The organism is Gordonibacter urolithinfaciens, from assembly GCF_900199375.1.
Classification (GTDB): domain Bacteria; phylum Actinomycetota; class Coriobacteriia; order Coriobacteriales; family Eggerthellaceae; genus Gordonibacter; species Gordonibacter urolithinfaciens.
The window spans coordinates 1,207,304-1,232,233 of record NZ_LT900217.1 but is presented as its reverse complement, the minus strand read 5'-3'; the positions used below and the strand labels follow the sequence as shown (position 1 = coordinate 1,232,233).

Sequence of the window (24,930 nt, the reverse complement as noted above, 5' to 3'; positions counted from 1 at the left end):
CGAGGAAAGGAGGCGCACCGTTATGGGCAAAGCCGATCACAAGCGCGAAGAGCTGCTGGGGGAGCCGCTCGAACAGGCGTCGCATAAGCAGACGGTCGAGGACGACCTCTTGGGCCGCCCCCACGTGGCCCAGAAGGCGTTCGCCTCCGAAGGGCGCGCCGACGCGCGCAACCCGCACCGCACGGAGACGCCCGAGGAGCGCTTCGCCGAGCTCCAGCGGCTCACGTCCGCCTACCTCTCCGAGCCCGATCAGGCGCTGCTCGCCAAGGCGTTCCAGTTCGCCAGCGAGGCGCACGAGGGCCAGTGCCGCAAGAGCGGCGAGCCGTTCGTGGCGCACCCCGTGGAGGTGGCCATCATCCTGGCGGACCTGCGCATGGACGTGGAAACGCTCTGCGCGGCGCTCTTGCACGACACCGTCGAGGACACGTGCGTCACCACCGAGCAGGTGGCCGTCGAGTTCAACGAGCAGGTGGCCCAGCTGGTGGAGGGCGTGACGAAGATCACGCGCATCGAGGTGGAGAGCCTGTCCGACGAGCAGGCCGCCACCATCCGCAAGATGTTCGTGGCCATGAGCAAGGACATCCGCGTCATCGTCATCAAGCTGGCCGACCGCCTGCACAACATGCGCACCCTGGGCGCCCTGCGCGAGGACCGCCGCATCTTCAAGGCGCGCGAGACGCTGGAGATCTACGCGCCCATCGCGCACCGGCTGGGCATCAACAACATCAAGTGGGAGCTTGAGGACCTGTCGTTCTACTACCTGGAGCCGAACAAGTACAAGCAGGTCAGCCGCATGGTCACGGAGAGCCGCGCCGAGCGCGAGGGCTACCTGGACCAGATCATCGGCATCCTGCACGACGAGATGGAGAAGGTGGGCATCCAGGCCCAGATCATGGGCCGCCCGAAGCACCTCTACTCCATCTACCAGAAGATGACGCAGAAGGGCAAGGGCTTCTCCGAGATCTACGACCTCATTGCCGTGCGCATCATCGTGCCGTCGGTGAAGGACTGCTACTCGGCCCTCGGCGCGGTCCATACGCTGTGGCACCCGATGCCCGGCCGTTTCAAAGACTACATCGCCATGCCGAAGTACAACATGTACCAGAGCCTGCACACTACGGTCATCGGCCCGGCGGGACGCCCGCTCGAGGTGCAGATCCGCACCGAGGACATGCACCGCCAGAGCGAGTACGGCGTGGCCGCGCACTGGCGCTACAAGGAGAAGGGCGGCAAGAGCGGCGATGCCATCGACCAGCAGCTGGCGTGGCTCCGCCAGATGGTCGACTGGCAGGACGAGACGCAGGACTCGCGCGAGTTCCTGAAAGACCTGAAAGTGGATCTGGCGCCGTCCGAGGTGTTCGTGTTCACGCCGAAGGGCGAGGCCATGAGCCTGCGCGCCGGCTCAACGCCGGTTGATTTCGCCTACGCCATCCACACCGAGGTGGGCAACCACTGCGTGGGCGCGAAGGTGAACGGCGCCATCGTGCCGCTCACCTACGAGCTGCAGCTGGGCGACCGCGTGGAGATCCTCACGCAGAAGAGCGCGAGCCCTTCGCGCGACTGGCTGAACCTGGTGAAGACGCCGAGCGCACGCAGCAAGATACGCTCGTACTTCAGCAAGGTGAGCCGCGGCGACGATCTGCAGAACGGCCGCGACAAGCTCACGCGCGAGATGCGCAAGCATGGCCTGGGCATCTCCAGCGCGCAGTCCATGCGCGCGGTGAAGTCGGTGTCGGAGCATCTGGGCTACAACGATCCCGACGACATGCTCGTGAACATCGGCACGGGTAAGGAGAGCGCCCAGCACGTGGCGAACCGCCTGCTCAAGATACTGGTGGACAAGGGCAACGAGGCGGCCGAGACGGTGGGCCTGGGTGCGGGCGACATGTCCACGGGCAAGCTGCCGCCCATGCTCACCAGCGTGAAGCGCCCGAAAAAGCACGAGGCCCACAGCTCCAACGGCGTGGTGGTGAAGGGCATCGACGACGTGCTGGTGCGCCTGTCCCGGTGCTGCAACCCGGTGCCGGGCGACGAGATCCTCGGGTTCGTCACGCGCGGCCGTGGCGTGTCGGTGCACCGCGCAGACTGCCCGAACGCGCAGGACCTCATGACGGAACCCGAGCGCATCATCGAGGTGTCGTGGGAGAACGAGCCGTCGAAGAGCACGTCGTACCAGATCGAGGTGTTCGTGGAGGCGCTCGACCGCATGAACCTGCTGCGCGACGTGGCCGTGACGCTGTCCGAGGTGGGTGCGAACGTGCTGTCGTCGTCCACCACGTCGCATCGCGACGGCATGGCCGAGATGCGCTTTTTGTTCCAGGTTTCGGACATCAAGCACATCGACCTCATCCTGAGCAAGCTGCGCGGCATCGAGGGCGTGTTCGATGCCCGCCGCATGCTCCCCGGCGAGAGCGGCAAGAAGAAGAAATAGGGAAGGAACACCCCATGGCTTACCAGGCAAAAGGAACATGCGTGTCGGTGGAGTACCTCGTGCTCGGCATGCTTGAGAACAACGTGTACCTCATCTCGGACGGGGAGTCCACCTTGGTGGTCGACCCCTCCTGCAAGGCGGATGCCATCCTGGAGGCGCTCGACGGCCGCAAGGTGGACGCCATCGTGCTCACGCACCGGCATTTCGACCATGTGGGCGCGGCGCGTGCCCTGCGCGAGAAGACGGGCGCACCCGTCATCGCCTCCGCCGTCGACGCCCCGGTGATCTCGGGCGACGAGGAGCTGCCGCGGGACGACCGGCCTTTCGAGACTTGCCCGGTCGACCTCACCGTGAAGGATGGCGACAAGGTCCAGGTGGGCGGCATGGCGTGGAAGGTCATCGCGACGCCCGGCCATACGAAGGGGGGCATCTGCCTGTACCTCGACCCGGAATGCACCGGGAACCCGGCCGCCGCTCCCGTGCTCGTGTCGGGCGACACGCTGTTCTGCGGTACGGTCGGCCGCACCGATTTCATCGGCGGCAGCATGGACGACATGCGCCGCTCCCTGAAGCGCCTGGCCCAGCTGCCCGACGATACGGTCGTCCTTCCCGGCCACAACGCCCTCACCACCATCGGCGCCGAGCGCGGCCGAGTGTTCAAGCTGTACGCGTAAGGCGGCCGCAAGGCGGCGCCGCGTGGGCGCCTAGCTCGCCTGCGCCCGTTCCTTCCTCCCCATCCAGGCTGCCACACCCAGGCATGCGATGCAGAACGCCGCGAACAGGGCCAGCCCCGGCACGTTCGAGCCGAAGACGGCCGTGCTCGCGGCCAGCACGAGCGGGGGAAAGAAGCCGCCCAGGCCTCCCCACATGGACACCAGGCCGTTCACCGGGCCGGCTTGTCCCAGGAAGTACGTGGGCACCAGCTTGAACACCGCGCCGTTGCCGATGCCGCATGCCGCGCTGATCAGATAGATGCCCGCCAGGTACACGGGCAGGCCAGGTGCCAGCGCCAGCGCCGCGGCGCCCACCGCGAGCGCAGCGAACACGACCGCCAGAAGCCGTAAGCAGTCATACCGGTCGGCCAGCCAGCCGCCCAAGACGCGCAAGGTTGCGGCCGCCACGATGAATGCGCTGGTGAGCATGCCTGCCGTCACGCCGTCCAGCCCATAGTGCGTCACAAGGAAGTTCGGCAGGTACACGGTGAGCGCCACGAACGCCCCGAACGTCACGAAGTAGAACAGCGACAGGGCCCACAGGCGCCCATCGCGCCACACGGTTTTGATCTGGGCCACGATGGGCGTCCTCACGCGCGGCTCGGCGCGGTCGCCCAGCACGAGGTTCACCGCTATGGCCGCCACGAGCAGCACCAGGTACAGCTTCACGGCCACACGCCAGTCCCAGGCCGCCGCCGCGAGGGGTGCGAGCCACGTGGTAAGCGCCGTGCCCATGTTGCCGAACCCGTACACTCCGTTCACGAAACCGTGACGCTCGCGCGGGTAGTATTTCGGCAGCGACGTCACGCCCACGGAGAACACGGAGCCGCCTATGCCCAGGAACACCCCGCCGGTGATGAGCGCCTCGTACGTGGTGGCCTCGCTGATGAGCCACACGGGGAGGAGCAGGCAGACGAAGCTGGCCAGGAACACCGTGCGTGCACCCAGCCGGTTCGTCAGGTAGCCCAACGGCACGCGCAGCACCGAGCCCAGGATCACGGGGACGGCCGTGACGAGCGCCACCCGATCAGGCGGAATGGCAATGTCCTGCAAGATGTACGGCAGCAGCGACGACAGGATCACCCACACCATGAAGCCCACGATGAGGTCGCCCGTCTGCAGCGGCAGCTGTATGCTCTTCTTCATGCGTTTGCTCCCCTCGAGCAAAGATGTCCCCCTCGTGCCGCCGGAGGCATCGGCCTCCCTGCGCGGCCCTCGCCTCCAATCCATAGCGGCATGCTTATATATTAGCAGTCGGCGCACGCGGCCCTTTGCCGAATGCCCGGTATTTTCTTTTCGTATAGGCCCCTTTACGCGAATTTTACCAAACGGTTCGTCCGTCGACGTAAAAAGCAGGTTGCTCCCCTAGCTCTTTGTTAGATTTACGTTAAACTGATGAGCTGCTGGCCTTTTTGCTGTTTTGTCGAGAGGGAACCTGTGACCATAGAGTGGGCTACGTTCATTGCCGAGCTCGCCTCCAACCCGGTGCTGGTGGCCGTGACGCTGCTCAATATCGGCGTCATCGTCGTCAACGGCGCCACCGACGCCCCCAACGCCATTGCCACGGTCGTCTCGACGCGGGCCATGAAGCCCAAGCTAGCCATCCTCATGGCGGCGGTCTGCAACTTCCTGGGCCTGCTGCTCGTCTCGCTCGTCACGTCCGCCGTCGCGCACACCATCTTCAACATGGTGGATTTCGGCGGCAACTCCCAACAGGCGCTCATCGCGCTTACGGCCGCCATGATCGCCATCATCGTGTGGGGTGCGGCGGCCTGGTGGTTCGGCATTCCCACGAGCCAGTCGCATTCGCTCATCGCCGGCCTCACGGGTGCGGCCATCGCGCTGCAGGGCGGCTTCGGCGCCATCAACGGCGGCGAGTGGATGAAGGTGGTGTACGGCATCCTGCTGTCCACGCTGCTGGGGTTCTTCCTGGGTTGGGCCAATTCCAAGATCGTCGGCCGCGTGTGCCGCAACATGGACCGCAAGCGCACGACGAAGGTGTTCCGCTGGGCCCAGGTGGCCTCGGGCGCGGGCGTGGCGTTCATGCACGGCGCCCAGGACGGGCAGAAGTTCATGAGCATCTTCGTGCTGGCCATCACGCTGGCCACGGGCGTGGGCCAGGCCGACCAGATGGTCCTGCCCATTTGGCTCATGTTCTTCTGCGCGCTGAACATGGGCATCGGCACGGCTGTGGGAGGCGAGCGCATCATCAAGAGCGTCGGCCTCGACATGGTGAAGCTGGAGCCGTTCCAAGGGTTCGCGGCCAGCGCCGCCACGTTCTTCTGCCTCATGCTGTCCACGTTCGCCGGCTTGCCGGTTTCCACGACGCACACGAACACCACGGCCATCATGGGCGTGGGCGCCGCCAAGCGCAAGAGCGCCGTGAAATGGGGCATCGCCGTCGATATGGTGAAGACGTGGGTGCTCACGTTCCCCGGATGCGGCCTGCTCGGGTTCGCATTCGCCCACTTGTTCCTGTTCTTCTCGTAAAAGGAGAGTTCAATGTCCAAGAAGCACAAGTTCGATTACTTCGACGCCTTTGAAAAGCAGTCCGCGATGGCCGTGAAGGAGGCCGAGCTGCTTATCGAGGCTATCGAGAACTTCACCGAGGCCGAGGACCTGCGCGGTATCATGGAGCGCGCGCACGAGCTCGAGCACGAGGGCGACGAGGTCAACCACGCCATCTTCAAGACGGTGGCCACCGACTTCATCACGCCCATCGAGCGCGAGGACATCATCGAGCTGTCGCAGTACCTCGACAACATCATCGACTACATCGAGGACGTCATGCAGCGCTTCTACATGTACGACGTCCACTTCATGCACCACGATGCCGAAGAGTTCGCCTGCCTTATCAAGAAGAGCTGCGAGGCGCTCGACAAGGCCATGGTGGACTTCCGCAACTTCAAGAAGTCGAAGACGTTCAAGCAGCTCATCGTGGACGTGAACACCTACGAGGAAGAGGCCGACCGGCTGTACCTCAAGGTCATCCGCAAGCTGCACACCGAGGACAACGACAACCCCATGCGCGTGCTGGTGTGGTCGCAGATCTTCGACCGCATGGAGAAGTGCTGCGACGCCTGCGAGCACGTGGCCGACACCATGAGCACCATCCTGCTGAAGAACGTATAGCGTTTCGCGGGCCTTCCGGCCCGCGAAACCCCTGCCGACGCTGCGGAGCCCCCTGGCACCCGAGCTTGTCACGATCCCGTAGGTTCGCGTACCGCAGTACGCTTCACCTCCGCGATCCTGCCAATCTCGGGTGCCAGGGGGCTCCTCGCTGACTTACTACGCCAACCTGGGCGGCTGTTATGCGCCCTCCGGGCGCATGGGCGGGTCGCTTCGCTTCCGCCCGCCAACCTGGGCGGTTGTTCTCGCGCTTCGCGCGAGGCGCAGGTCGCTTCGCCCCTGCGCGGAGGCTCCTCGGCTGACCGCTCCTTACGAGCGCGGCTCGAACGGGTCGCGGGGCTCGTCGTCCTCGCCGCCCATGATGCGGCGCAGCTCCTCGCGGTCCACGTGGATACGGTCGCTCGGGTCGCTGGGCGCGGCGTCGGTCGGAGCTGCCTGCGAGGACGCGGGTGCGTCGGGTCGCTCGTCGTCCTCGGTCCCGCGCATCTCCACCGGCGGCAGGGGCGACGTGCTGCCGGGCGCGCGCCACAGCCAGCGCAGGCGCTCGTAGGCGCGGCGCCGCTCGCGCTCGCGCTCCACCTTGCCCTTGGGCGGGCGCACGCGCCGCGCCACCGATTTCACCGGGCGGGCCACGGCGCTCGTCACCACGTCCGTGTAGTCCTTGGGCGGCGTGGTCTTCCAGCCGAAGAACAGCGACGCGTAGCGCAGCCCCAGCACGATGGCCACGCAGGCGTAGGGCGCGTACTGGTCCAGCACGTGGTTCTGCGCCATGAGCGCGTACACCGTGGAGCCGATGAGCGCGGCCGAGCCGTACATGGCGCCGGCCTGGAACGCCTCCGGCTCGCGGTTCATGAACACGTCGCGCAGGATGCCGCCGCCCACGGCGGTCACGGTGCCCAGGATGATGGAGGGCACGACGTCGAGCCCGGCCGACAGGCCCTTGCCCACGCTGATCACGGCCCACAGCGCTACCGAGAGGTTGTCCAGCAGCGCCACCACCGGGTCCAGGTACGTGGCCAGCTTGCCGAAGTAGAACACGATGACGCCTGCTCCCGCGCAAGCCAGCAGCAGCTCTGGTTTCTGGAATGCGTAGATGCCGTAGTTCTGCATGAGCAGATCGCGCATGATGCCGCCCGCCAGGCCGGCGGTGAGCGCGATGCACACCACGCCGAAGATGTCGTAGCGGGCGCGCACGGCGCTCATGGCGCCCGACAAGCCGCCCGTCAGCGCGGCGGCCAGCTCCAGCCAGAACGGGATGGTGAGGACGACTTCCAGCATGGCGCGCTAGGCGCCGCGGGGGGCGGGGGAGTTCGAGGCGGCCGCGTTGCGGCCAGAGGGCTCCGTTGCGTTCGCCGTCTCGCCCTCTGCGCCGTGCGCCGTGCCGCCGTCCTCCACCGACACGAGCGTGGCCACCACGGGTCGGCCCGAGAAGTCCAGCTCGCCGGTCAGGGCGCGCGCGGCCCCCAGGTCGAAGTCGTCGCGGTCGAAGGCGTCGATGTTCTCCTCGGCCTTCTCGAGCGCCCGGCCGTACAGGTCCCAGAAGCTCGCCGTGCTCACCTCGCCCGTGTACGGGTTCTCCCAGGCCTCGTGGGCGCGGTTGTCGTAGATGCTCTCGGTGAGCGCCACGGGACGATGGCTCATGGACTGGTAGAACGAGTAAGGGCGCACGAGCCCCTCGATGCGTCCCAGCAGCGCACGCTTGGCGCCGGTCTTGGAGTAGAACAGCCGTTGCACGCGGCGGAAGTTGCGCACCGACCGCGCGAACAGGTCGCGCGGCACGATGCGCCCGTACACCGTGAGCGCTGCGTAGGAGTACATCTTCGACACCGCGCCCAGCACGAAGTCGCTGGCCTGCAGGATCTCGCGCCACGGCTGGAACGTTGCCACCGTCTCGCCGCGCTTCTCGAACAGCACGAGCTCGTCCAGCTCGCTTTCGATGACGGCGTGCACCTCATGGGCGTCGTCGCGCGAGAGGCCCGGTTCGCCGGCATCGGTGAGCAGGTACTCGTGGAAGAACACGAGCGGGTGCATGGTGGAATCCAGCGTGTAGTGGCACAGGAAGCCGAACGCGTAGGCGCGCCCGACGGGCAGTTCGTCGTCATCGAGGATGCCGAGGGAGTCTTTGAATGCCTTGATGAGCTCGCTCGGCTTCTCGCTGTGCATCACGTTGCCCAAGCGGTTGTGCTCGTGCAGGCGCGGGTCGGCCACCGCGTAGAACAGGGGGTCCGGACCTTGGTTGCCCAGCAGGAACGCCTCGGCCTCGTCGCGGGTTCCGCCGACGTTGCGGAAGATATGGTCGTAGACGTCTTGGCCGAAGAAGTCGTGCGTGATGAGAGCGGGCATGGCGCGGTACCCCGTTTCTGACGTGAAATTTACCCGTGTCGCTTAGCGCTATCATATACAATGAGGCGGTGCTTGTTAACCGTCGGTTTCCCAGTTGTGAAGAACGTTTCCGGCTGAACGGCGGTGGCGAGGCGCGCGGGGGCGCGCGGGACGAGAGGAAGGCGCACCATGGCGCGAGCGAAGTTGACGAGGCAGGAACGCAGCTGGGTTCTGTACGACGTGGGAAACTCGGCGTTCGTGCTGCTGGCCACGGCCCTTATTCCGGTGTACTTCGCCTCGATCGCCGAGGAAGGCTCATCGGTGGTGGTGGCCTGGGGCTACGCCGAGACGGTGGCGTCGCTCATCCTGGCCCTGCTCATGCCCGTCCTGGGCAGCCTCGCCGATCTCAAGGGCAACAAGAAGAAGTTCTTCGTCGGCACGGTGGGCACGGGCGCCATCGCGCTGGCGGCCCTTGGCATTCCCACGGCTGCCATGACGTTCCTCGTGCTGTATGTGATCGCGTCCATCATGCTGAACGGCTCCATGGTGTTCTACGACGCGTTCCTTGTAGATGCCACCTGCGACGAGCGCTACGACGAGGTGTCGTCGCAGGGCTACGCATGGGGTTACATCGGCTCGTGCGTGCCGTTCATCGCATGCTTGGCCGTGGTGTTGGGTGGGCCGTCTATCGGCATCCCCATGGATATCGGTATGAAGATAGCGTTTCTCATCACGGCTGCGTGGTGGGTGGCGTTTAGCATCCCGCTCATTCGCGACGTGCACCAGACGCACTACAAGGAGCGCGCCGAGCACCTGATCCGCGACACGTTCGGCGGCCTGTGGAAGACGGTGAAGCGCATCTTCAAGGATCGGCGGCTGCGCTTGTTCATGCTGGCGTTCTTCTGCTACATCGACGGCGTGCACACCATCATCAAGATGTCCACGAGCTACGGCACCGATCTGGGGATCGATGCGACGCAGCTCGTGCTGGCGCTGCTGGTGACGCAGTTCGTGGCGTTCCCGTCGGCCATCGCCTACGGGCGATTGTCCGGCAGGTTCGGTACGAAGCGCATGCTGCTCGTGGCCATCGGCGCGTACTTCTGCATCACGCTGTTCGCGGCGTTCTTCCTGCGCGAGGCGTTCGAGTTCTGGATCCTCGCCATCTGCGTGGGCCTGTTCCAGGGCGGCATCCAGGCGCTCTCGCGCAGCGAGTTCGGCAAGCTCATTCCCAAGGAGCACGCCAACGAGTACTACGGCTTCTTCGACATCTTCGGCAAGTACGCCGCCGTCATGGGCACGTTTCTGGTGAGCGTGTTCACGCAGCTCACCGGCAACTCGTCCATGGGCGTGCTGTCCATTGCCGTGCTGTTCGTGGTGGGCTTCGTGCTGCTGTGGCGGATGCCGGAGAGGGAATAGGGAGGCTGCGGCGCGAGCGCACCGTCGGTCGGGGCGGGGCGCGGATGCCGCTGGCCGGCAGCTCCGTTATCGTCAACCGGGAAAGCAAGGCCTTTTGCCCCCGTTTTGTCCAATGGCACAAAACGGGGGCTTGCGATTGTCCCGCTTGTCCAAAAGAGGGCGGGGGCGTGCAGGATATCCTCTTGGTACGAGAATTCGATCGAGAGGAGCATCCCATGTTGGAGAAGTTGGACGAGCGGGCCACGTCGGCCCTGCTCTCGCTGGATTCTGGAGACTTGGCGTACTGCCTGAAGCTGACGAAGCGCTTCGAGCAAATGGGCGTGAACCCCCAGCATGCCAGCAACGCGCTCTGCACGCTGGTGGATAACGGCAACTTGGAAGATCTTTACCAGGCTGGATAGACGGTGCTTACCTTGCGGAGCGCTGGCCGGCCTGCAAAATGCCGGCCGGCAACGGTGCCTGCTGGCGCATATGGTTGGCGCGCGGTCCCGCTGCCGTCGGGGTGCATCGCCCTGCCCGTAGGACGGCGCACCCCGACGGCAGCGACGCATTTGGTGTAGTATGGGCCCATCGTCGAGAGGGGTTCAGGTGTGATAACCGTTGCGGACATCATCGCGTTGCCGGCGTTCGAGCGAATCGAGCTGGCGGCTCCGTGCGCGGGGGCGGGTGCGCGCGAGGTGCGCAACGTGGGTATTCTGGATCTCGCACCAGACGAGCAGGCGTATGCCGATTACCTGCCAGGCGAGTTCATCGCGTCGAACCTCGGTTTCGCACGCGACGATGCGGCGCTTGCCGAGGCTTCGCTTCTCACGCTCATAAAGAGAAACGTGGCGGCGGTGGCCGTTAAGAACGGGCACCACCCTCATCTGAGCGAGGCGGTGCGCGCGGCCAGCACGTCGGCTGGCGTTCCGCTGTACCTCTACGACGGAGCCTACCACGAGGTTCTGGCCTATCAAGCGCTCGATCTCATTCGCCGCGACGGCGAGGAGTCGGACAAGGGGCGTTTGGTGGATGCGCTTCTGGCAGCTCGCGATAGCCAGGGCACGCGCGCCAAGCTCTATCAGCTCACCGGAGCCATGGGCGCCACGCTGCAGTGCCTCGCCGTGGCGCCGCGCAACGCCGACGAATGCTCGCTGTACGCCGCGCTCGATGCGCTTGCGGAGGTGCTGCGCGCGTTCAAGGCCGATTGGGCCAGCGTGGACACGGTGTTCGCCTGCCGCTACCACGACCTCCTGCTTGCGTTCGTGTCCTATGCGCAGCCTCCGGCCTCCGTTCGCGCGGCTTCCGAGGCCGACTTGGTGGCGCGCATCCAGGGCATCGGCCCTCTGTGGCTCGGGGTGGGGGAGGAGGGTCCCTTGTCCGACGGCGACCTGAGCGTGCGCGAGGCCCTGGCCGCGCTCAAGACCGCTCGCATCGAGGCCGATGCGGTGGTGTGCTGGGCCGACCTGCATCACGACGCCTTCCGCGCCGCGGCGGCCGCCAGCCGCCTGTTCGGCCGCACCGCCGCGTTTCATCGCGCTCTGCTGGAGGAATACGACGCGGAAAACGATGCCGAGCTGGCCCCCACGGCCGAAGCCCTCGCCCGCGCCTACGGCGACGTGCGCGCGGCCGCCGAGCAGCTGCACCAGCATCCCAACACCGTGCGCTACCGCCTGCGCAAGGCGAAGGCCGTCCTCGGCATGCCCGACGCCCCGGACCGCGAGTTCGCCTTCCTGCTGGGCCTTATCTTCCTCGACCGCACGAATCCGCTGCTCGGGCGCTGACGCCCGACAGGTCGGGCGCATGCATCCCCACCGGATAGCATCTTCGTTCCCAGTTCCGCCTTTCGCTTTCCCCGTGAAAAAACGCCTGCTCGCGGGTGTTCGGTGCGCGTGGAGGCCGGCTCTTTGGTATAGTGGAGAGCCAACTGGGCCAATGACGAGAAAGAACGCCATGTCGCTAATCGTAGCAAAATTCGGGGGAACCTCAGTTGCCTCGCCTGAACGCATCCAGATGGTTGCGAAGAAGGTCATCGCGAAGAAGCAGGCCGGCCACGACGTGGTGGCCGTGGTGTCCGCCATGGGCAAGACCACCGACGAGCTGGTGGGCCTCGCCCGCGCACTCAACCAAGATCCGCCCGCCCGCGAGATGGACCGGCTGCTTTCCACCGGCGAGCAGGTGTCCATGACGCTTCTGGCCATGGCCATCGAGGCGCGCGGCTACAAGTCCATGAGCTTCACGGGCCGCCAGGCCGGCATCGAGACCGACGGCATGCACGCGAAGGCCAAGATCGTGAAGGTGCACAACGAGCGCATCATGGAGGCCATCGCCGCCGGCGCCATCCCCGTGGTGGCAGGTTTCCAGGGCATCGACGCGAACGGCGACATCACCACGCTCGGCCGCGGGGGCTCCGACACGACGGCCGTGGCCGTTGCCTGGGGCATCGGCGCGGACGTATGCGAGATCTACTCCGATGTGGACGGCGTGTACACGGCCGACCCGCGCGTGTGCCCGCGCGCCAAGAAGCTCGACGCCGTGTCCTACGACGACATGCTGGAGCTGTCCGGCTCGGGCGCGGGCGTGCTGCAGATGCGCGCCGTGGAGTTCGCGCGCAAGTACGACGTGGTCATCCATTCCCGCTCGGCGTTCTCCGAGGCCGAGGGCACCTACATCAAGGAGGAAACCGACATGATGGAAGAAGCCGTCATCACCGGCATCGCGCACGACACGTCCGAGGTGAAGGTGACCATCCGCGGCGTGCCCGACATGACGGGCGTGGCGGCGAAGGTGTTCAGCGCGCTGGCCGGGAACAACGTGCGCGTGGACATGATCATCCAGAACATCTCGGAGGACGGCTTCACGGACATCAGCTTCACGTGCGCCGGCGCCGACCTGGCGCTCGCACGCGAGACCATCGAGCGCATCCTGCCCGACATCAGCGCCCGCGAGTTCGACGTAGACGAGGACATCGCGAAGGTGAGCCTCGTGGGCACGGGCATGAAGTCGTCGCCCGGCGTGGCGGCGCGCGCGTTCACGACGCTGGGGGAGAACCAGATCAACATCCTGGCCATCTCCACGTCGCCCATCCGTCTGTCCGTGGTGGTGGACGGCTCGCAGGCCGCCGAGGCCGTGCGCTGCCTGCACACGGCGTTCGACCTGGACAGCGACAGCGTATTCGAGGAGACGCAGCTTTCCGCCGAGGAGATCGCCGCGAAGATGAACAAGGGGAGGTAGGGGAATGGGCGATGCATCCGTAAAGGCATTGTATATCATGCTATGATGGAAAGGGTCAGCGGACGTAAGTCCTGAGCGTCGGGCGGCACCTTCTTTTAGAAAGGAGGTGATTCGCTTGGGTGTCACGCTTGCATTCCTACAGCTTGCAGCTTCGGCTGTTGCGCTGGCGACTGCGGTCGTCGGGCTGCTGCGGGAGGCGATGGCGCTCGCCAAGGCGCTGATGGCGCACCAAAAAGATGACCGCTAGCAGGAACTAGCGGTCATGCTCCCTTAGCGGTGCCGCCTGGTTCCTACCTCAGGCAGTCCGCTGACTTCTGCAGTATAACCGCAACGAGGGTGTTTTTGCAAACGGTTCGGGGCTTGTGCAGCAAAGGAGCAAAAAATGGTTTGGACGAAGGAAATGCCGGCGAATCCGGTGGTGGCGGTGGCGGGAGCTACGGGAGCCGTGGGCAGCGAGTTCCTGAAGGTGCTGCACGACCTGGACTTTCCGGCGAGCGAGGTGCGGGCGCTGGCGTCGGCGCGTTCGGCGGGCAGGAAGTTGCCGTTCGCGGGCTGCGGGCAGGTGCCGGCGGGCGAGCTCACGGTGCAGGAGATGTGCCCAGAGTCGTTCGAGGGCGTTGACATCGCGCTGTTCAGCTGCGGCGCGGGCGTGTCGAAGGAGCTGCGCGAGGCCGTGACGGCCGCCGGCGCGGTCATGATCGACAACTCGAGCGCGTTCCGCATGGACGAGGACGTGCCGCTGGTGGTGCCCGAGGTGAACCCGGGCGACGTGGCCTGGCACAACGGCGTCATCGCGAACCCGAACTGCTCCACCATCCAGATGGTGGTGGCGCTGAAGCCGCTCTACGACCTCTCTCCCATCACGCGCGTGGTGGTGTCCACCTACCAGGCGGCCAGCGGCGGCGGCGCGCCGGCCATGGCCGAGCTGTACGACCAGACCAAGGCGTTCCTCGACGGCACGCCGGAGGACGAGCTGGAGGTGAAGGTGTTCCAGCACCGCATCGCGTTCAACTGCATCCCGCACATCGACGTGTTCCTGGACGACGATTCCACCAAGGAAGAGTGGAAGATGGTCGTGGAGACGAAGAAGATCATGGGCGACCAGGGCATCAAGGTGGCCGCCACCTGCGTGCGCGTGCCCGTGCTGCGCTGCCATGCGGAGTCGGTGAACGTGGAGTTCGCCGGCGACGTGGGCGTGGAGGCCGCGCGGGCCGCCCTCGCGGCGACCGACGGCATCACGGTCATGGACGACTGCGCCACGAACACCTATCCCATGCCGGGCATCCTGGCCGGCACCGACGACACCTACGTCGGCCGCCTGCGCCGCGACGACACGGTGGAGCACGGGCTGGCCATGTGGGTGGTGGCCGACCAGATCCGCAAGGGCGCCGCGCTCAACGCCGTGCAGATCGCCCAGCTGCTGCTGCCGTAGGGCAGCGCTCGCCTGCGTCCGCCCAGCGGAGCCGGCCCGCCATGCGGCCCGGCTCCGTTCTTCGCGGAACCTTCGCGCCCTGGAGGCGCCTTCACCGCTCCCGAACGCACCGCGCGGGGCGGCGACGTTCAACTTAGGCTCGAATCGCACGCACGCCGATCGCATGCAGTCGTGTTCTGCGTGCGCGGCGGGCTATTTTGCGCTACCATATCAGGCAGATGCCGTTTGGCGAAAGACGGGGATTTGACGCATACACCGAGCAACGAACACGGAACCTTGCCCTCGCAGGGCACCGCCTTCCGCGCGGAAGCGCCCGCCGAGACCGGCTCTGCCTTGCCGCTCACGCGCCGCCGCTTCCTGGCCGTGTCGGCTGTCGGATTGGCGACGGCCTTCTCCCCCTTCGCGCTTCCCGGCTGCTCCACCAGCAAGAACATAGTCGTCGGCGAGACGGCCGACGTGGAGGTCGACACCCGGCTCACGTTCTTCGGCTTCAAGTACGAGTCCATCAACGTCATGGCCATCGAGGACATCCTGCGCGACTTCATGGATGCCCATCCGAACGTGTCCGTGTCCTACGAGGGTATCAAGAGCAGGCCTTACTACGAGGCGCTTGTGAAGCGCCTCGATTCCGGCACCGGCGACGACGTGTTCATGATCGACCATGACACGGCGCTGTCGTTCGAGAAGAAGGGCTACCTGGCCGACTTGGCCGGCCTGCCCACCATCTCCACGTTCAGCAGGCTGGCCTTTGACCAGATGGATGCCGAGGGCACTATCCTGTACGTGCCGACGTCCATCTCCGCGTTCGGCCTGTACTGCAACACCGGCCTGCTGGCCGCGCACGGCATCGACGCACCGCGCACGCTGGCGGAGTTCGAGCGCGCCTGCGACGCGTTCCTCGCCGAAGGCGTCACGCCGCTCGTGGCGAACAACGACATCTCGCTCAAGACGCTCGCCATCGCGCGGGGCATGGCGGAGGTGTACGCCGCCGACAACGTGCGCGAGCGCGTCGCCACCCTGAGCGCCGATCCCGATGCGCTGGCCGCTCAGCTGCGCCCCGGCCTGGAGCTGGTGGAGCGCATCGTTAAGCGCGGCTGCGTGGACGCGGGCATGGCCCTGGAAACGGAGAAGACCTCCGACGACCTGGACCAGTTCGCCACCGGCAGCTACCCGTTCATGCTCACGGGCGCCTGGGCCTCGGTGCGCGTGCACGACATGGCGCCGGACCTGGCGTACGAGGTGCATCCCTATCCGGTCCTCGAAGACCGGCCCGTGCTCGTGGTCAACGTCGACACGCGGGTGAGCGTGAACGCGAACGGCGCCCATGTCGAAGAGGCCAAGGAGTTCGCGGCCTTCCTCACCCAGCCGTCCGCCATCGAGCGCTTCGCGAACAGCCAGTGCTCGTTCAGCCCGCTGGAGGGCAACGCCGCCCCCGACGACGCCTCGCTGCAGCCGCTGGCCGGGGCGTTCGCCGCGGGCGCGGTCGTGGGCTCGGACGACAACATCCTCCTACCCGTCTGGGGCGCGCTGCGCCAGAGCGTGGTGTCCCTGCTCGAGGGCGCGACGGCCGCCCAAGCCGAGGACCAGCTGCGCAGCCTGCTGGCCGAGGGGGCGGATGCGTCCTGATGAAGTCGCGCAAGACGCTCATCTCGATCCTCGTGGCGGCGGCGTCCGTGGCCGTGATCATCGGCACGGTGCTGTTCGCGCGCTTCGTGCAGGACTCGCTGTGGGAGAAGTCCGTGACCGACGTGCTGGAGGTGACGGCGCAGGGCCAGCATGCGCTGGACACCTACTTCGAGAAGGACCTGGACACGCTCGACCTGCTCGCGGCCGAGCTTTCCGTGCAGCGCCACGACGACGAGGACCGCTTGATCGAGAAGCTGGCGCTGTTCGGGATGGATGACGACGGCACGGTGTACGTGTGCGTCGACCTGAACACGGGCGCGGTGTACCGCACGGACAACGCCAACGCTGCGAGGCTCACGGACGAGCAGATGGCCTCGACCGCCGCGGCCGCCGATCGGGGCGTGCTGGAGCCGTTTTTGGACGAGCGCACGGGCGGCAACATGATAGGCGTGTACGAGCGCTTCACGTTCTCCGACGGCACGCCGGGCATCGTGCGCAAGGCGCGCCCGCTCGGCGACGTGGAGGAGCGGTTCTCGCTGTCGTTCTACAACGACAGCGGCTTCTCGTACGTGGTGAACGACGAGGGCGAGGTGGTCATGCGCTCGCAGCACCGCGACAGCAACCGCACGTTCTCCAGCATCTACGACATCGTGGGCTTCGAGGGCAACGACCAGGTGGACGTGGACTCGTTCCGCGCTGCGCTCAAGCAGAACGCGCGCGGCGTGGCGCTGTTCTCGTACCGGGGCGATGAGTACGTGTTCTGCTACACGCCGCTGGAGGGCACGGACGGCTGGGACGTGGTGTCCATCATCCCGAACGAAGTGGTCATGGAGCAGGCCAACGCCATCATCAACGCCACGCTTCTTTTGTGCCTGGTCATCATCGTGGGGCTGGGCATCGTGCTGACGGTGTACTGGCGCGGCAGCCGTGCGCACCGCAGGGAGATCGAGTGCATGGCGTTCTTCGATGGCCTCACCGGGCTGTTCAGCGCCGACAAGTTCGCGCTGGAGGGCGACGTGCGGCTGGCGGAGCGCGCGAGGGCCGACAGGGCCGGCGGGGGCGCAGGGGGCGGCATGGCCGCGGCGTGCATCGACATAGACAACTTCAAGCTCATCAACGATGTGGATGGGTACGCGCGGGGCGACGAGGTGCTGCGGGAGCTCGCCGCCATCCTGCGCGAGGAGGCGGGGAAGGACGGCATCGCGGCGCGCCTGTCGGCCGACTACTTCCAGCTGCTGGTTCCGTATGTGCGCCGCGAGGACGCGCTGGACGTTTGCAAGCGCATAGCCGAGCGGGCGCGCGACATCGTGGGCAACGGGAAGCCGCTTGCCCTGCACATCGGCCTGTGCTGCTCGGAGGACGCGCCCGAGGCGCGCGACGCGAACGAGCTCACCGACCGCGCGCGCATCGCCCAGGTCGAATCGCGCAAGCGCGGCGAGACGCCGTGCGCCTACAGCAAGCCCATGCGCGACGCGCTCCTGCGCCGGGCCGACCTGGAGCGCTCGATGGAGGGCGCGCTGGAGCACGGCGAGTTCTTCCACCTCGTGCAGCCGAAGTACGACGTGACGGGCACGCGCGTGCTGGGCGGAGAGGCGCTCGTGCGCTGGAGCCGTCCCGACGAGGGCGTCGTGGGCCCCGACGAGTTCATCCCGCTGTTCGAGCAGAACGGTTTCATCCTGAGGCTCGACGAGTTCGTGTTCGAGAGCGTGTGCCGCGACCTGCGTGCACGCCTGGATGCCGGGCTGCCCGTGGTGCCGATCTCGGTGAACGTGTCCCGCCTGCACCTGCACCGCCCCGACTTCCTGTCCACGTACGTGCGCATCAAGGACGAGCACGGCATCCCCGACGGGCTGTGCGAGCTGGAGCTGACGGAGAGCATCGTCATCGAGGACCTGCACGGCATGTTCGACATCATGGACAGCATGCGCCGCGCCGGGTTCCGCTGCGCCATCGACGACTTCGGCTCGGGCCAGTCGTCGCTCAACGTGCTGAAGGACCTGCCCGCCGACGTGCTGAAGCTCGACCGCGACTTCCTGCTGGAGGGATCGCTTCCCGGCACGGAGGAAACGGTGGTGCGCACGGTCATCACCATGGCCAAGGAGCTGCGCATGGACACGGTCATGGAGGGCGTGGAAACGCCGAAGCAGCTGGCGTTCCTGCGCACGACGGCGTGCGACATGGTGCAGGGCTTCGTGTTCTCGCGCCCCGTGCCCCCCGAGGAGTTCTACCGGCTGCTGGACACGGTCGCACCGGACGAGGGTGCGCCCCGAGACTGACTGCCGACAAGCTTCCCCGTGCTCTTCGGCGGTGAAAGGGTGCTACTTCCGCAGCATGCGGTAACCGATGCCCACATGGGTTTGGAGGTAGGCGGGGTGGGCCGGGTCGCGTTCGATCTTCTTGCGCAGGGTGGCCATGAACACGCGCAGCGACGGCAGGTCGCTGGCCAGGGCGTTGCCCCACACCTCCTTCAGGATGGCGTTGTGCGTGAGCACCTTGCCGGTGTTGCGGGCCAAAAGCGCCAGCAGCTTGTACTCGATGGGGGTGAGATGAACCTCTTCGCCGGCGAGGGTGACGGTGCGGGCGGCGTAGTCGATGCGCAGGTCGCCGTTCTCGTAGACGGGGCCGTCCCGGTCGGCGCCGGCATCCGCCGCCAAGCGCCGCGTGGCCACGCGCAGCCGCGCCAGCAGCTCCTCCACCGAGAACGGCTTGATGAGGTAGTCGTCGGCGCCGGCGTCCAGCGCGGCCACCTTGTCGGCGTCCTCGGTGCGTGCGGACACCACGATGATGGGGGTGTGCGACCACGTGCGCACCTGGCGGATGAGGTCGATGCCGTCGGCGTCTGGCAGCCCCAGGTCGAGGATGATCACGTCGGGGTTCTTCGTGGTGGCCTCCAGCAGGGCCGCTCCTCCCGTGCTCGCTTCGAGCAGGCGGTAGCCCTGCACCTTGAGCGCCGTGGCGATGAGGCTCTTCACGGCGCTGTCATCCTCCACTATGAGGATGGTGAAGGCTCCACGGCCTTCGGCTGCGTCGGTCATGCGCCTCCTCCTTCGTCGTCCGGGGTGCGGGTCGTCTCGGGCGGCCTCGCGGCATCCGCTGCGGGACGGCCCTCTGTCGCGGCCGTCGCACGTTGCTCGGCCTCCGCGTGGTTCGCCTCGTATTCTACCGCAGGCAGCGTGAACGTGATGACGGTGCCCGGACGGTCGGGAGAGGTGCGCTCGCTCTTGGGGAGCGCGTCGACGGCGATGGTGCCCCCGTGTATCTCCACGATGGACTTGCACAGGGCCAGGCCGAGGCCCATGCCGCGTCGCGCATCGCTGCCCACGTTCTTCCCCTTGTAGAACATCGTGAATATCTCGGTGCGGTCGGCCGGCTCGATGCCGGGGCCGTCATCGGCCACGGACACAGCCACGAGCCCCGCAGTGCCCGGGCGCTGCCCGCGGCCTGCGCGCCGCGCCGATACGGTGATGCGCGAACCTTCCGGCGTGTAAGTGACGGCGTTGTTCACCAGGTTGATGATGACCTGCATGATAAGGCGCCCGTCCATCTGGGCCATGAGCAGCGGGTCGTCCACCTGCACGCGCAATTCGTGCAGCGCGGCCTTGCGGTTCAGGTGGTGGAACGCCTCGCGGATCACGTCCTCCACCAGCTCCGGCTCGGTTTTGAGCGCCATGGTGCCGTTGTCCAGCCGCGTGACCACCAGCAGGTTCTCCACGAGGTTCACGAGCCACAGCGCATCCTCGTAGATGTCGGTGTAGATGGCGCGCTTCTTGTCGTCCGTGAGCGCATCGGCACTCGACAGCAAAATAGACGCATCGCCGGAGATGCTGGTGAGCGGCGTGCGTAGGTCGTGCGAGATGCTGCGCAGCAGGTTCGCGCGCAGGCTCTCCTGCTCGGCTTGCAGGCGGATGCGGTGCGCGTCCTCGGCCGAGCGCTCGCGCTCCACGGCCTGGCCGCACTCGTCCAGCATGACCAGCAGCAGGTTCTTCTCGAACGCGTCCAGGTCCTCGTCGGCCAGCACGATACCGGCCACGCCCACCACGGTGTCCTTGCCGCGTATGGGCAGGTAGAGGCACCGCGCGTTCATGAGCGTGCCCGTTCCCGTGCCGGCGCGCTTGTTGTTGCCGGCCACCCAGGCGGCCACGGCGCGCTCGTCGTCGCTCACCAGCGACGTCATGGTCACGTCCTCGTCGGGGTTGCCCGAGGAGAACAGGCTGGGGTCGAGCAGCCGGCCGCTGGGGGATACCTGGTAGATGACGACGGTGGTGCGCAGCAGCTTGATGACCTGCTCGGCCGTGGTGGACAGGATGCTGTCCACGCCGTTGGCCTCCTGCAGGCGGTGTTCCGTTTCCAGCAGCACCTCGGTACGATAGGCCTTGCGGGCGTTCATCTGGGCCTCGCGGCGCGTGCGGATGGTGAGCGACGACACCACGGCGGACGTGACGAACAAAAACGCGAACGTGAACGGGTAGTTCAGTCCGTAGGCCGTCAAGGTGAAGCGCGGCGTTTGGAAGAAGTAGTTGAACAGGATGACGGCCAGCGGCGAGGCCACGATGCTGTAGAAGAAGCTGTCGGCCTTGAGCGAACCTAGTAGCACTGCCACGAGGTAGACGGCCAGGATGGTGCTGCCGGCGAGCCCGGCCTCGTGGAACGCGAGCCCGAGCACCGTGGCGCCCAGCAGGGCCAAGAACGCGGCGGCGAAGTCGGTGCGCGTGGGCTTGAAGCGCGTGGCCAGGCGCGGGCCGGACGTGGGGCGGGCCTCGTGGCGGTCGGCGATGACCACGACGTCGGCCGTGCAGGACAGCTTCGCCAGGCGACTTCCCACGGACTCGCGTGGGAATAGGTTGGGCAGTGCGCGCTTGCGCTGGTTCTCGGACGAGCCGATGACGATTTTCGAGATGGTGCCCGAGAGCGCGTACTGGGCGATCTGGAGAGCCAGATCGCCGCCGTAAACAGTCACGACGTGCGCGCCCAGCTCCTCGGCCAGCTCCACGTTCGCGTGCAGCGCCCGGGCGTCTTCCTCGGAGAGTTTCTGGTCGTCGACGGGCTCCATCACCAGCGCCGTGAGCGTGCCGCGGTAGGCGGCGGCCAGGCGCGCCGCGGCGCGAATGACGGTGGCGTTGCCGGCGGAGGGGCTCACGTGCACGAGCACGTCATCGCCGGCGTCGCCCGCTGCGCGCCCCAGACCGCGCTCGAGGTTGCGGTTCAGGCGGTCGGCCGTGCGGCGCAGCGCCAGTTCGCGCAGGTAGGCGAGGTTCTTCTTTGAGAAGAAGTTCGCGAGCGCCGTCTCGGCGCGCTCGGCGCCGTAGATCTTGCCGCCCTCCAGACGTTCAAGGAGGTCGTCGGGATCCAGGTCCACCAGCTCCACCGACGAGGCGTAATCGAAGATGCGGTCGGGGATGCGCTCCTGCACCACCACCTCGGTGGTGGCGGACACCTTGTCGTTCAGGCTTTCCAGGTGCTGCACGTTCACGGTGGTGAACACGTCGATGCCCGCGTGCAACAGCTCCTCAACGTCGCGGTAGCGTTTGGCGTGGCGGCTGCCGGGGGCGTTCGTGTGGGCCAGCTCGTCCACGAGGATGAGGCCGGGCTTGCGCGCGAGCGCCGCGTCCACGTCGAACTCGCGCAGCGAGATGCCCTTGTACGGCATCTCGCGTACGGGCAGTTGCTCGAGGCCGTCCAGTAGGGCGAGCGTATCGGGGCGCGTATGCGGCTCGATGTAGCCCACCACCACGTCGCGTCCGTGGTCCTTCGCCACATGGGCCGCCTCCAACATGGCGTAGGTCTTGCCCACGCCGGCTGCGTAGCCGAAGAATATCTTGAGGCGACCGCGCTGCTCGTTATCGCATGCACATGCGCCCGCATCTGCCGAAATAGCCCGCAGCAGCTTGTCGGGGTTCGGCCGAATCGGTTCTGTCGAGGATGTCTCCATAGCGGGCCCATCATACGCCAGTGCCTATGAGCGCGGCATTAAGGTCATGGTTCTGGCATTAAGAAAGCATGAAGATCGTGCGGTAGCGCGCTTCGGGCGGCGCGCCGCTCTGCTGCAGCACGCCGCCCGCTACCAGGGAAGCCTGATGCGCCATGTGCGGCCGGCGCGCTCGACCAACAGCAGGAACGAGACGAACGCTCCCGCTCCCGCAAGCGCTGCAATGCCCAGCAGCGCGAAGAGCAGATCCAGTGCCGACATCGCGAACTCCTTTCCCCAGTGCGCGCGTACAGCTTAGCCAAGGGGGCGTTAAGGCGCGTTGAAGAAGCTGGCGCCGGCGATTAAGATCGCGTTAAGGAGCGCTGCGCGCCTGTCCGCGACGGGGCGGCCGCATGCGCTATACTGATGCCCATGAAGAAGACGAGACTCGATACGCTGCTCGTTGAGCAGGGCTATTTCCCCGATGCGGATGCCGCGCTGCGCGCTGTGCTGGCGCACGAGGTGAAGGTGGACGACGTGTACGCCTCGAGCGCTGCCCTGAAGGTGGCGCCCGATGCCGAGATCGTGGTGCGCGGGCGGCGGCGGTTCGTGTCGCGTGGCGGCCACAAGCTGCAGGGCGCGCTCGACGCGTACGGGCAGGATGTGTCCGGCTTGCGCTGCATCGACATCGGCTCGTCCACGGGCGGCTTCACCGACTGCCTGCTGCAGGCCGGGGCGGCCAGCGTGGCCTGCGTCGACGTTAACTACGGACAGCTGGCGTGGTCGCTTAGGCAGGATGCGCGCGTGACCGTGTTCGAGCGCACGAACATCAAGCTGGCCGACCCCGCCGCGCTCGGCGCGCCGTTCGACGTGCTCGTGGCCGACTTGAGCTTCATCGGCCTGGCGCAGCTCGCGCCCGTGTTCGCGCGGCTCTCCCGGGAGGGGAGCGTGTTCTTGGGACTGGTGAAGCCGCAGTTCGAGTCGCGCCCCGGCGAGACGGAGGGCGGCGTGGTGCGCGACGAGGCCGTGCGCGGGCGCGTGGTCGAGGAGGTGCGCGCGGCCCTGGAGGACGCCGGTTTCCGCACGACCGGCGTGGTGGAGTCGCCCATCACCGGCCCCGAGGGCAACGTGGAGTACCTTGTGCGCGCAGTGTACAAGAGGAGCGCCTGACCGCCCCGCACCCCCGCACCCCCGCACCCCCGCACCCCGCACCCCGCACCCTCGTGCTCATTGCTTATGAAGCGGTAACGGTTTCCCCTTCGGGCGCCCTGGTGTGCCATACTCGCTGGACGACAGGGGGAAAGGACAAGATATGAGCGTGCTCGGCAATATACTGTGGTTCGTCTTCGCGGGGCTTTGGCAGGGTGTGAGCTGGATCCTCGTCGGCGCACTGTGGTGCATCACCATCGTGGGTATCCCGGTGGGCACGCAGTGCTTCAAGATGGCCGGGCTCGCGTTCTTCCCGTTCGGCAAGGAGGTCGAGTACGGCGGCGGAGCCGGCTCCGCCATCCTCAACGTGCTCTGGTTCGTTTTCGGCGGCGTCTTCCTCGCCCTCGAGGCCCTGATCAACGGCGTGCTGCTCTGCATCACCATCATCGGCATCCCCTTCGGCCTCCAATGCTTCAAGCAGGCGAAGCTCGCGCTGCTGCCCTTCGGCGCCGTCGTGCGGGGAAAGTAGCGCGCCCGCTCATCGTCCCCGCTCCTCTTCCCCTCTTGCTTTTTGGCACTGCGTCTTTGCTCTCTGCCGTCCGCTCCCTGCTTTCTTTCCGCCGGCTTCTTGCGCTGCCGCATTGATTCCGAAATTGTCTTGCCTGCATTCCTGCCGTCCGTTATAATGTTGTACGTACAACAAAGGAGGTAGCATGGCCGACGCAATGGTGACGGCGCGCATGTCGTCGGAGAAAAAAGAGGCGGGCAACCGCATACTCGAGCAGATGGGCACGAACGCCTCGCAAGCGGTGAACCGTCTGTACGACTACGTGATAGAGAAGCGCGAGCTGCCGTTTTTCGATCGGGAAGAAAGGAGGCACTATACGCAGGAGGAAATCGCCGAAGCGATCGCCTGGGTCGACGGCCTTTCCCAGAAAAGGACCACGGGACGCTTTTCAGATATGACCGTTAAGGAGGCAAAACGGGAGCGCTTGATTGCCAAGGGGCTCATGCAGCCAGGTGGCGATCGATGAGGCTTTTCGTCGACACGAACATTATCTTAGACTACCTCGACGAACGCCCCGGATACGTCGGGCCCGCCCGCAAGCTCATGATTCTGGGCTTCTTGCATGAGTTCGATCTGTGGATGAGCGCCTCCCAAACAACGGATCTGTTCTATTTGCTCACAAACGGAGGTCGAGCTTCCGAGGCAACGGAAGTAAAGAGAACCATGCAACGCGCCCGACAATTCATCCGAGTTTGTTCTCTCAACGAGGCCGATGTCGATGCTGCGCTCGACTCGACGTGGAACGACTTCGAGGATGCGTGCGTTTACCAGTGCGCGCTCAAGCTGAAGGCGGACGCCATCATCACGCGCAATCGGAAAGACTTCGAGAAATCATCCATCAGGGTATTAGATTGCGAGGAGCTGTTCGATTACCTAGCGGAAGAGAAAGGGCTCGTCTACGAAGAAATACCGTTCTGAAGGCTCCGCTCCTGGGCCGTGCACCTAAGGGTTGTCATACCGCAATGGTCATGGTGCAATGCTGGGAGGCGATCCGCGGTTGTCGCCTCCCAAGAAACAGGGAACCGG

Annotated in this window: 22 protein-coding genes; 16 read left to right on the top strand and 6 right to left on the bottom strand. The window is 66.2% G+C overall.

Annotation, left to right across the window (positions count from 1 at the left end; all coding sequences use genetic code 11):
- The first annotated feature begins 22 nt into the window (after positions 1–22).
- Positions 23–2,431 carry a RelA/SpoT family protein gene (locus BN3560_RS05415; protein ID WP_096227293.1) on the top strand — a complete coding sequence of 803 codons (2,409 nt, stop codon included), beginning with the start codon at positions 23–25 and terminating at the stop codon, positions 2,429–2,431.
- 14 nt (positions 2,432–2,445) lie between these two features.
- On the top strand, positions 2,446–3,105 hold the full coding sequence (locus BN3560_RS05410) for an MBL fold metallo-hydrolase (RefSeq protein WP_096227292.1): 660 nt from the start codon (positions 2,446–2,448) through the stop codon (positions 3,103–3,105).
- 30 nt (positions 3,106–3,135) lie between these two features.
- Here the strand turns inward: BN3560_RS05410 and BN3560_RS05405 are convergent, their stop codons facing one another.
- Complete coding sequence (locus tag BN3560_RS05405; protein WP_096227291.1) at positions 3,136–4,290, bottom strand: MFS transporter; 1,155 nt, start codon at positions 4,288–4,290, stop codon at positions 3,136–3,138.
- A gap of 291 nt (positions 4,291–4,581) precedes the next feature.
- Here BN3560_RS05405 and BN3560_RS05400 point away from each other — a divergent pair, with 291 nt between their 5' ends.
- Positions 4,582–5,634 carry an inorganic phosphate transporter gene (locus BN3560_RS05400; protein ID WP_087190099.1) on the top strand — a complete coding sequence of 351 codons (1,053 nt, stop codon included), beginning with the start codon at positions 4,582–4,584 and terminating at the stop codon, positions 5,632–5,634.
- A 12-nt stretch (positions 5,635–5,646) separates the two neighbouring features.
- Complete coding sequence (locus BN3560_RS05395) at positions 5,647–6,276, top strand: DUF47 domain-containing protein (RefSeq protein WP_096227290.1); 630 nt, start codon at positions 5,647–5,649, stop codon at positions 6,274–6,276.
- Between the two features lie 306 nt (positions 6,277–6,582).
- On the opposite strand, the gene BN3560_RS05390 is transcribed toward BN3560_RS05395, so the two are convergent.
- Positions 6,583–7,551 carry a trimeric intracellular cation channel family protein gene (locus tag BN3560_RS05390; RefSeq protein ID WP_096227289.1) on the bottom strand — a complete coding sequence of 323 codons (969 nt, stop codon included), beginning with the start codon at positions 7,549–7,551 and terminating at the stop codon, positions 6,583–6,585.
- A 6-nt stretch (positions 7,552–7,557) separates the two neighbouring features.
- A complete protein-coding gene (locus BN3560_RS05385; RefSeq protein ID WP_231897351.1) occupies positions 7,558–8,616 on the bottom strand; it encodes a zinc dependent phospholipase C family protein in 1,059 nt (352 codons plus the stop codon).
- Positions 8,617–8,784: 168 nt separating this feature from the next.
- On the opposite strand from BN3560_RS05385, the gene BN3560_RS05380 reads away from it, so the two are divergent.
- The 8 genes from BN3560_RS05380 (at position 8,785) to BN3560_RS05350 (ending at position 18,558) form a co-directional block, all read left to right on the top strand.
- Positions 8,785–10,011 (top strand): MFS transporter, encoded by a 1,227-nt coding sequence (locus tag BN3560_RS05380; RefSeq protein WP_096227288.1) that lies wholly within the window; start codon positions 8,785–8,787, stop codon positions 10,009–10,011.
- Between the two features lie 215 nt (positions 10,012–10,226).
- Positions 10,227–10,412 (top strand): hypothetical protein, encoded by a 186-nt coding sequence (locus BN3560_RS05375; RefSeq protein ID WP_096227287.1) that lies wholly within the window; start codon positions 10,227–10,229, stop codon positions 10,410–10,412.
- A 189-nt stretch (positions 10,413–10,601) separates the two neighbouring features.
- Positions 10,602–11,774, top strand: coding sequence for a PucR family transcriptional regulator (locus tag BN3560_RS05370; protein WP_096227286.1), 1,173 nt, complete (start codon positions 10,602–10,604; stop codon positions 11,772–11,774).
- Positions 11,775–11,925: 151 nt separating this feature from the next.
- Positions 11,926–13,224, top strand: a complete 1,299-nt coding sequence (locus BN3560_RS05365; RefSeq protein WP_269456909.1) for an aspartate kinase — start codon at positions 11,926–11,928, stop codon at positions 13,222–13,224.
- 115 nt (positions 13,225–13,339) lie between these two features.
- Positions 13,340–13,471 (top strand): hypothetical protein, encoded by a 132-nt coding sequence (locus BN3560_RS14870; RefSeq protein ID WP_264465274.1) that lies wholly within the window; start codon positions 13,340–13,342, stop codon positions 13,469–13,471.
- Positions 13,472–13,606: 135 nt separating this feature from the next.
- Positions 13,607–14,656 carry an aspartate-semialdehyde dehydrogenase gene (locus tag BN3560_RS05360; protein ID WP_096227285.1) on the top strand — a complete coding sequence of 350 codons (1,050 nt, stop codon included), beginning with the start codon at positions 13,607–13,609 and terminating at the stop codon, positions 14,654–14,656.
- Positions 14,657–14,899: 243 nt separating this feature from the next.
- Positions 14,900–16,282 carry an ABC transporter substrate-binding protein gene (locus tag BN3560_RS05355; RefSeq protein WP_231897349.1) on the top strand — a complete coding sequence of 461 codons (1,383 nt, stop codon included), beginning with the start codon at positions 14,900–14,902 and terminating at the stop codon, positions 16,280–16,282.
- Positions 16,282–18,558 (top strand): bifunctional diguanylate cyclase/phosphodiesterase, encoded by a 2,277-nt coding sequence (locus BN3560_RS05350; RefSeq protein WP_096227284.1) that lies wholly within the window; start codon positions 16,282–16,284, stop codon positions 18,556–18,558. The genes BN3560_RS05355 and BN3560_RS05350 overlap by 1 nt, the downstream gene beginning before the upstream one ends.
- 42 nt (positions 18,559–18,600) lie before the next feature.
- Here BN3560_RS05350 and BN3560_RS05345 read toward each other — a convergent pair whose 3' ends face one another.
- The 3 genes from BN3560_RS05345 to BN3560_RS14865 form a co-directional block, all read right to left on the bottom strand.
- Complete coding sequence (locus BN3560_RS05345; RefSeq protein ID WP_087190090.1) at positions 18,601–19,317, bottom strand: response regulator; 717 nt, start codon at positions 19,315–19,317, stop codon at positions 18,601–18,603.
- Positions 19,314–22,211 carry a sensor histidine kinase gene (locus BN3560_RS05340; RefSeq protein WP_096227283.1) on the bottom strand — a complete coding sequence of 966 codons (2,898 nt, stop codon included), beginning with the start codon at positions 22,209–22,211 and terminating at the stop codon, positions 19,314–19,316. Before BN3560_RS05340 ends, BN3560_RS05345 begins: the two co-directional genes overlap by 4 nt.
- Before the next feature lie 129 nt (positions 22,212–22,340).
- A complete protein-coding gene (locus BN3560_RS14865) occupies positions 22,341–22,469 on the bottom strand; it encodes a hypothetical protein (protein WP_264465275.1) in 129 nt (42 codons plus the stop codon).
- A 150-nt stretch (positions 22,470–22,619) separates the two neighbouring features.
- Between BN3560_RS14865 and BN3560_RS05335 the strand changes: the two genes are divergently transcribed.
- The 4 genes from BN3560_RS05335 to BN3560_RS05320 all read left to right on the top strand — a co-directional run bounded on the left by BN3560_RS05335 (position 22,620) and on the right by BN3560_RS05320 (position 24,822).
- Positions 22,620–23,357, top strand: coding sequence for a TlyA family RNA methyltransferase (locus BN3560_RS05335; RefSeq protein ID WP_096228594.1), 738 nt, complete (start codon positions 22,620–22,622; stop codon positions 23,355–23,357).
- Positions 23,358–23,499: 142 nt separating this feature from the next.
- Positions 23,500–23,865: a YccF domain-containing protein gene (locus BN3560_RS05330; protein WP_096227282.1), complete on the top strand. Its 366-nt coding sequence runs from the start codon at positions 23,500–23,502 to the stop codon at positions 23,863–23,865.
- A 184-nt stretch (positions 23,866–24,049) separates the two neighbouring features.
- Positions 24,050–24,370 (top strand): type II toxin-antitoxin system RelB/DinJ family antitoxin, encoded by a 321-nt coding sequence (locus BN3560_RS05325; RefSeq protein WP_096227281.1) that lies wholly within the window; start codon positions 24,050–24,052, stop codon positions 24,368–24,370.
- The gene (locus BN3560_RS05320) at positions 24,367–24,822 is read left to right on the top strand and encodes a type II toxin-antitoxin system VapC family toxin (RefSeq protein WP_087190086.1); all 456 of its coding nucleotides are present in this window, start codon (positions 24,367–24,369) and stop codon (positions 24,820–24,822) included. The genes BN3560_RS05325 and BN3560_RS05320 overlap by 4 nt, the downstream gene beginning before the upstream one ends.
- Positions 24,823–24,930: the final 108 nt, after the last annotated feature.

Bases quoted from the DNA above. Each gene is read 5' to 3' on its own strand.
- BN3560_RS05415 (WP_096227293.1), top strand. From the start codon at position 23: ATGGGCAAAGCCGATCACAAGCGCGAAGAGCTGCTGGGGGAGCCGCTC.
- BN3560_RS05410 (WP_096227292.1), top strand. From the start codon at position 2,446: ATGGCTTACCAGGCAAAAGGAACATGCGTGTCGGTGGAGTACCTCGTG.
- BN3560_RS05405 (WP_096227291.1), bottom strand. From the start codon at position 4,290: ATGAAGAAGAGCATACAGCTGCCGCTGCAGACGGGCGACCTCATCGTG.
- BN3560_RS05395 (WP_096227290.1), top strand. From the start codon at position 5,647: ATGTCCAAGAAGCACAAGTTCGATTACTTCGACGCCTTTGAAAAGCAG.
- BN3560_RS05390 (WP_096227289.1), bottom strand. From the start codon at position 7,551: ATGCTGGAAGTCGTCCTCACCATCCCGTTCTGGCTGGAGCTGGCCGCC.
- BN3560_RS05385 (WP_231897351.1), bottom strand. From the start codon at position 8,616: ATGCCCGCTCTCATCACGCACGACTTCTTCGGCCAAGACGTCTACGAC.
- BN3560_RS05380 (WP_096227288.1), top strand. From the start codon at position 8,785: ATGGCGCGAGCGAAGTTGACGAGGCAGGAACGCAGCTGGGTTCTGTAC.
- BN3560_RS05375 (WP_096227287.1), top strand. From the start codon at position 10,227: ATGTTGGAGAAGTTGGACGAGCGGGCCACGTCGGCCCTGCTCTCGCTG.
- BN3560_RS05365 (WP_269456909.1), top strand. From the start codon at position 11,926: ATGACGAGAAAGAACGCCATGTCGCTAATCGTAGCAAAATTCGGGGGA.
- BN3560_RS05360 (WP_096227285.1), top strand. From the start codon at position 13,607: ATGGTTTGGACGAAGGAAATGCCGGCGAATCCGGTGGTGGCGGTGGCG.
- BN3560_RS05350 (WP_096227284.1), top strand. From the start codon at position 16,282: ATGAAGTCGCGCAAGACGCTCATCTCGATCCTCGTGGCGGCGGCGTCC.
- BN3560_RS05345 (WP_087190090.1), bottom strand. From the start codon at position 19,317: ATGACCGACGCAGCCGAAGGCCGTGGAGCCTTCACCATCCTCATAGTG.
- BN3560_RS05340 (WP_096227283.1), bottom strand. From the start codon at position 22,211: ATGGAGACATCCTCGACAGAACCGATTCGGCCGAACCCCGACAAGCTG.
- BN3560_RS14865 (WP_264465275.1), bottom strand. From the start codon at position 22,469: ATGTCGGCACTGGATCTGCTCTTCGCGCTGCTGGGCATTGCAGCGCTT.
- BN3560_RS05335 (WP_096228594.1), top strand. From the start codon at position 22,620: ATGAAGAAGACGAGACTCGATACGCTGCTCGTTGAGCAGGGCTATTTC.
- BN3560_RS05330 (WP_096227282.1), top strand. From the start codon at position 23,500: ATGAGCGTGCTCGGCAATATACTGTGGTTCGTCTTCGCGGGGCTTTGG.
- BN3560_RS05325 (WP_096227281.1), top strand. From the start codon at position 24,050: ATGGCCGACGCAATGGTGACGGCGCGCATGTCGTCGGAGAAAAAAGAG.
- BN3560_RS05320 (WP_087190086.1), top strand. From the start codon at position 24,367: ATGAGGCTTTTCGTCGACACGAACATTATCTTAGACTACCTCGACGAA.